This window comes from Actibacterium sp., from assembly GCF_041584535.1.
Taxonomy (GTDB): Bacteria; Pseudomonadota; Alphaproteobacteria; order Rhodobacterales; family Rhodobacteraceae; genus Actibacterium_D.
This window is the reverse complement of the sequence record NZ_JBFHDW010000165.1, coordinates 1-6,071: the sequence shown is the minus strand read 5'-3', so window position 1 is coordinate 6,071 and position 6,071 is coordinate 1. Positions and strand designations below refer to the sequence as shown.

At 63.2% G+C, this 6,071-nt stretch carries 7 protein-coding genes; 4 read left to right on the top strand and 3 right to left on the bottom strand.

What is annotated here, in order from left to right:
- The 3 genes from ABYW26_RS09255 to ABYW26_RS09245 all read right to left on the bottom strand — a co-directional run.
- A partial coding sequence (locus tag ABYW26_RS09255) for a DUF3179 domain-containing (seleno)protein (RefSeq protein ID WP_372604517.1) occupies nt 1-343 on the bottom strand: 343 nt, incomplete at its 3' end.
- Nucleotides 344-431: 88 nt separating this feature from the next.
- Complete coding sequence (locus ABYW26_RS09250; RefSeq protein ID WP_372604519.1) at nt 432-980, bottom strand: peptidylprolyl isomerase; 549 nt, start codon at nt 978-980, stop codon at nt 432-434.
- Complete coding sequence (locus ABYW26_RS09245; RefSeq protein ID WP_372604516.1) at nt 973-1,485, bottom strand: peptidylprolyl isomerase; 513 nt, start codon at nt 1,483-1,485, stop codon at nt 973-975. The genes ABYW26_RS09250 and ABYW26_RS09245 overlap by 8 nt, the downstream gene beginning before the upstream one ends.
- Nucleotides 1,486-1,627: 142 nt before the next feature.
- Here ABYW26_RS09245 and pgk point away from each other — a divergent pair, with 142 nt between their 5' ends.
- The 4 genes from pgk to eno all read left to right on the top strand — a co-directional run.
- The gene (gene pgk / locus ABYW26_RS09240; protein WP_372604515.1) at nt 1,628-2,818 is read left to right on the top strand and encodes a phosphoglycerate kinase; all 1,191 of its coding nucleotides are present in this window, start codon (nt 1,628-1,630) and stop codon (nt 2,816-2,818) included.
- 128 nt (nt 2,819-2,946) lie between these two features.
- Nucleotides 2,947-3,840, top strand: coding sequence for a fructose bisphosphate aldolase (locus tag ABYW26_RS09235; protein ID WP_372604513.1), 894 nt, complete (start codon nt 2,947-2,949; stop codon nt 3,838-3,840).
- A 109-nt stretch (nt 3,841-3,949) separates the two neighbouring features.
- On the top strand, nt 3,950-4,816 hold the full coding sequence (locus ABYW26_RS09230) for a DMT family transporter (protein WP_372604512.1): 867 nt from the start codon (nt 3,950-3,952) through the stop codon (nt 4,814-4,816).
- A gap of 104 nt (nt 4,817-4,920) precedes the next feature.
- On the top strand, nt 4,921-6,071 hold a 1,151-nt coding region (eno, locus tag ABYW26_RS09225; RefSeq protein ID WP_372604510.1), incomplete at its 3' end, for a phosphopyruvate hydratase.

Sequence of the window (6,071 nt, the reverse complement as noted above, 5' to 3'; positions counted from 1 at the left end):
GCGGGCAGAACGTCACCGCCACCGGCACGTCACCCACGCGATCGTTCACGATTTCATGCCATGTCAGATAGCGTAGCGGATAGGCGCGCGCTTGACCGTCCATCACCAGCGCAATCACAGGCTCGCGCGGGGACAGGCGGGTTTCGTCCGAGGCCGTGCGGAAGGCCGGATCGGACAAAGCCGGGATGCCGTCCTTGCCGGGGCCACCGGACAGGATCTGAACCCAATTCGGAACCGTGGTATTGGTGAAATCCGTATTCGGCCACTCGCGGCGCCAGAAATCCGGATTGGCCCAGGCGGTTGTCGCCCAGACCAGCGCAAGTGTTAGTGTCAGAATACGCATCGGGCGGCCCTCCCTGCCGGATCCTTAAGTAAGGATGGCATGGCAAGCCGCCCGGTCCCAGCCCCGCTCACACGGGAGTGAGAGTAGTTTACTCGGTCACGGTGACCTTTTTCATCACATCAGGCTGGCCGACGACCTCGCCGTTGCGGCCCGCGCCCTTTTTGATCGCATCGACCACATCCATGCCGGCGGTCACGGTGCCGACCACGGTATATTGGCCGTTCAGATGCGGTGCCGGGGCGAACATGATGAAGAACTGGCTGTTGGCCGAATCCGGGCTTTGCGACCGGGCCATGCCGACGATTCCCCGCTCGAACGGCTCGGACGAGAATTCTGCGGGCAGATCGGGCATGTCCGAACCGCCACGCCCCGCCATCCGCATATCGCCGCCCATCATGCCAAACTGGACATCTCCGGTCTGCGCCATGAAGCCGGGGATCACGCGGTGGAACACCACGTTGTCATAGGCTCCGGCCTCGGCCAGTGCGGTGATCCGCGCCACATGTTGCGGCGCGATATCGTCCAGAAGGTCGATTGTGATGGTGCCGTTGGCTTCGCCTTCGACCTCGATCTGCAGGCCGGTGGCCAGCGCAGGGCTGGCCGCCATCAGGCCCAGAACCAGCGCCAGCTTACGCATCGACATCCGCCGCAACCTTGACGCTGAGCATCTTGTCGGGGTTCGCGGGCGGCTCGCCACGGGTGATGGCATCGACATGCTCCATCCCCGAAATCACCCGGCCATAGACGGTGTATTGGCCGTTGAGAAAGCTGTTGTCCTTGAAATTAATGAAGAATTGGCTGTTGGCCGAATTCGGGTTCTGCGACCGGGCGGCGCCCAGCGTGCCACGATCATGCGGCAGGCGCGAGAATTCGGCGGGCAGGTTCGGCAGGTCCGAGCCGCCGGTGCCAGCGCGGGCCATGTTGAAATCTTTCTCGGTGTTGCCGTTCGCCACGTCGCCGGTCTGGGCCATGAAGCCGTCGATCACGCGGTGGAAAACCACGTTGTCATAGGCACCGGCGCGGGCCAGTTCCTTCATCCGCTTGCTGTGCTCAGGCGCGACGTCGGGCAGCAGTTCGATCACGACGGTGCCGCTTTTCAGCTCCATCAGAATCGTGTTCTCGGGGTCTTTGATCTCGGCCATCCGCCGGTCCTCCTGTCTGAATTCCGGGCGGAGCCTAGTGTGACACAGCGACGAAGAAAAGCCCCAAGCCACGCGGGACTGTTGACGCCCGGATCACTTCGGGGTGTATAAGCGCGACGCTGCCGATTTGGAGGGACAACACATGGCATGGAACACGCTTGATGACATGGACATGGCCGGTAAGGTCGTTCTGGTCCGCGTGGATGTGAATGTGCCCGTCGACAATGGCCGCGTCACCGATGCGACCCGGATCGAAGTGATCGTCCCCACCCTGCGCGATATCATCGCCAAGGGCGGCAAGCCGGTGCTGCTGGCGCATTTCGACCGCCCCAAGGGCAAGATCGTCCCCGAGATGAGCCTGCGTCAGGTCTGGCCAGCGCTGCAAACCGCGATGGGCACCCCGGTGAAATTCGCCGAGGACTGTATCGGCCCGGTGGCCAAACAGGCGGTGACCGATCTGGCCGATGGCGAAGTGCTGTTGCTGGAGAACACCCGCTTTCATCGCGGCGAAGAAGAAAACGACCCGGAAATGTCGGCGGCGCTGGCCGCGCTGGGCGATATCTATGTGAATGACGCTTTCTCGGTCGCACACCGGGCGCATTCCTCGACCGAGGGCATCGCCCGCCTGCTGCCCCACGCCGCGGGCCGCCAGATGGAGGCCGAGCTGAAGGCGCTTGAGGCCTCGCTGTCGGCGCCCGAGCGCCCGCTGGTCGCCGTGGTCGGTGGCGCCAAGGTTTCGACCAAGCTGGACCTTCTGGGCAATCTGGTGCGCAAGGTCGATTATCTGGTGATCGGTGGCGGCATGGCCAACACCTTCCTTGCCGCGCAGGGCCATAACATCGGCATCTCGCTGGCCGAGCTGGAAATGGCCGAGACCGCCCGCGAGATCATGGAAAAGGCCGCCAAGACCGGGTGCGAAATCGTGCTGCCCGAAGATGTGGTCGTGGCCGGTGAATTTGCCGCCGGGGCCAGAAACGAAATCGTGCCCGCCTCGCGCTGCCCGGCCGACGGGATGATTCTGGATGCCGGTCCGGCGACGATCAAACATATCTGCGACGTGTTCGACAAATGCCGCACGCTGATCTGGAACGGCCCGCTGGGCGCGTTCGAGCTGCCGCCGTTCGACACCGCCACCAAGGCCGCCGCCGCGCGCGCGGCGGCGCTGACCGAATCCGGGCAGTTGATCTCGGTCGCCGGGGGCGGCGACACGGTTGCGGCGCTGAACGTCGCCAATGCCGCTGACAGCTTTACCTATATTTCCACCGCTGGCGGCGCCTTCCTTGAATGGATGGAAGGCAAAACCCTGCCCGGTGTCGCCGCATTGGAAGGCTGATCCGCCGCCTTTCCCGGAACTGACCCCGAGTTAGCGCCACCAGAATTGCAACCTCGGCTTGGCTCGCCTATCAAGCGGCCAAAGGGGCGCGGCCCCGCATCATCCGTATTCAGGGCAAGAGTTCAGACATGTCAAATCCGACCCAAACCGAGCAGATCCGCAGCGGCGACGGCTTTATCGCCGCGCTTGACCAAAGCGGCGGCTCGACCCCCAAAGCCCTGCGTCTCTATGGCATCACCGAAGACGCCTATTCCGGCGACGAGGAAATGTATGGTCTGATCCACCAGATGCGCGCCCGGATCATCAAGTCGCCCGCCTTTACCGGCGACCGCATCATCGGCGCGATCCTGTTCGAGATGACCATGGACCGCGAAATCGACGGCATCCCCACCGCGACCTACCTGTGGGAAAAGCGCCATGTCGTGCCGTTCCTGAAGGTGGACAAGGGTCTGGCGGCCTCGGAAAACGATGTGCAGCTAATGAAACAGATGCCCGATCTCGATGCGCTGCTGGAACGCGCGGTCAAGGCCGGTATCTTTGGCACCAAGATGCGCTCGGTCATCGACGCCGCCAACCCGGTCGGCATCAAGGCGGTGGTCGATCAGCAATTCGAAATCGGCGCACAGATCCTGTCGCATGGTCTGGTCCCGATTATCGAGCCCGAAGTGACGATCTCGATCGCTGACAAGGCCGAGGCCGAAGACATCCTGTTGGCCGAACTTCTGGCCCATCTCGACGCCCTGCCCGCCGACAAACAGGTGATGCTGAAACTGACCCTGCCCGCCAAGGCCAACCTCTATAAGCCGCTGGTCGATCACCCCCGCGTGCTGCGGGTCGTGGCGCTGTCGGGCGGCTATTCCCGCGACGAGGCCAACGCCAAGCTGGCCAGCAACACCGGCATCATCGCCAGCTTCTCGCGCGGCCTGACCGAAGGCCTGTCGGCCCAGCAGACCGACGCCGAATTCGACGCCATGCTGGCCGAGGCCATCGAAAGCATCTACGCCGCGTCCGTCGCAGGCTGATCACCGTTCATATCCACGGATCAGGGGGCCACTGAGCCCCCTTTTTCATGCAACCCTGCCCTGCGAATTTCCCCCTATCACCGCCCCGGGATCGGGGATAGGCGGGAGTATGGAAAATCTGCGCGGCATTATAATGATGACCGCCGCGATGGCCGGGTTCGCGCTTGAGGACATGTTCATCAAGCTGTCCACTGCGCATATCCCGGTGGGTCAGGTGATGATCATCCTCGGCTTTGGCGGGGCGATGATCTTTTTCCTGCTGGCGCGGCGGCACGGGCTGTCACTGCTGGCGCCCGACCTGTTCAAACCCGCCGTTCTGCTGCGCAATCTGGGCGAGGTTCTGGCCGCGATCGGATTTCTCAGCGCCATCACCCTGACGCCGCTGGCCTCGGCCAGTGCGATCATTCAGGCGACGCCGCTGGTGGTGACACTGGGCGCGGCGCTGTTCTTCAAGGCCGATGTCGGCTGGCGGCGCTGGACCGCGATCTCCGTCGGCCTGTTCGGCGTGCTGCTGGTGATCCGCCCCGGCATGGCCGGGTTTCAGCCGGCCTCGCTGTTCGCGGTTCTGGCCGTGGTCGGCCTGTCACTGCGCGATCTGGCCGTGCGCCGGGTGCCGCGCAGCATCAGCTCGCTGCAACTCGCCGCTTACGGCTTTGGCGTGTTGATCCCGCTGGGCATCGTCATACTGCTGATCGGCCCCGGCCCGGCACCGATGACCGGCCAGCTGTGGCTGTATCTGCTGGGTGCCTCGGTGATGGGTGCGGCGGGCTATTACGCCGTGGTCGAAGCAACCCGCCTTGGCGATGTCGCGGTGGTGACGCCGTTCCGCTATTTCCGGCTATTGTTCGCGCTGGTGATCGGGCTGGCGGTATTCCGCGAAACCCCTGACGTGATGACCCTGACCGGAGCGGCAATCATCATCGGGTCGGGGCTTTACACCTTCATGCGCGAACGCCGCGGCTTTCGACAGCGCTAACACTGGCAAAAACCTGCAAGTTATCGATAACGGGGCGTTTCCCCTGCGCCGAGGGGCTGTTAAACACGCGCCCAAGATCGACCCCTTTTCAAGGACAGGCTTCAATGAGCACCATCATCGACATTATCGGCCGCGAAATTCTCGACAGCCGCGGCAACCCCACCGTTGAGGTGGACGTGATCCTCGAAGACGGCACCATGGGCCGCGCCGCCGTGCCCTCGGGCGCCTCGACCGGCGCGCATGAGGCCGTCGAGCGCCGCGATGGTGACAAGAACCGCTATCTGGGCAAAGGCGTTCTGGACGCCGTCGCCGCCGTGAACGGCGAAATCGCCGAGGCTCTGGTCGGCTTTGACGCCACCGAGCAGGTCGCCATCGACCAGGCGATGATCGAACTGGATGGCACCCCGAACAAAAGCCGCCTTGGCGCCAATGCCATTCTGGGCGTGTCGCTGGCCGTGGCAAAAGCCGCCGCCGATTTCACCGCACAGCCGCTTTACCGCTATATCGGCGGCACCTCGGCCCGCGTCCTGCCGGTGCCGATGATGAACATCATCAACGGCGGCGAACATGCCGACAACCCGATCGACATTCAGGAATTCATGATCATGCCGGTGTCGGCATCGAACGTGAAAGAGGCGATCCGCATGGGCGCCGAAGTGTTCCACACCCTGAAAAAAGAACTGTCGGCCGCTGGTTATAACACCGGTATCGGCGACGAAGGTGGCTTTGCCCCGGCGCTGGAATCGACCCGCATGGCGCTGGACTTTGTTCTGAAAGCGATCGAGAAAGCCGGCTATAAACCCGGCGAGGACATCTATCTGGCCCTCGACTGCGCCTCGACTGAATATTACGAGGGTGGCAAATACGAGATGAAAGGCGAAGGCAAATCGCTGACCTCGGAACAGAACGCCGATTATCTGGTCGAACTGTGCAACGACTACCCGATCATCTCGATCGAAGACGGCATGGCCGAAGACGACTGGGCTGGCTGGAAACTGTTGACCGAGAAACTTGGCGACAAGGTGCAACTGGTCGGCGATGACCTGTTCGTGACCAACCCGCTGCGTCTGGCCGACGGCATCAAGCAAGGCGTCGCCAACTCGATGCTGGTCAAGGTCAACCAGATCGGCAGCCTGACCGAAACGCTGGCCGCCGTCGATATGGCCCACCGCGCGCGCTATCCCAACGTGATGAGCCACCGCTCGGGCGAGACCGAGGACGCCACCATCGCCGACCTCGCCGTCGCCACCAACTG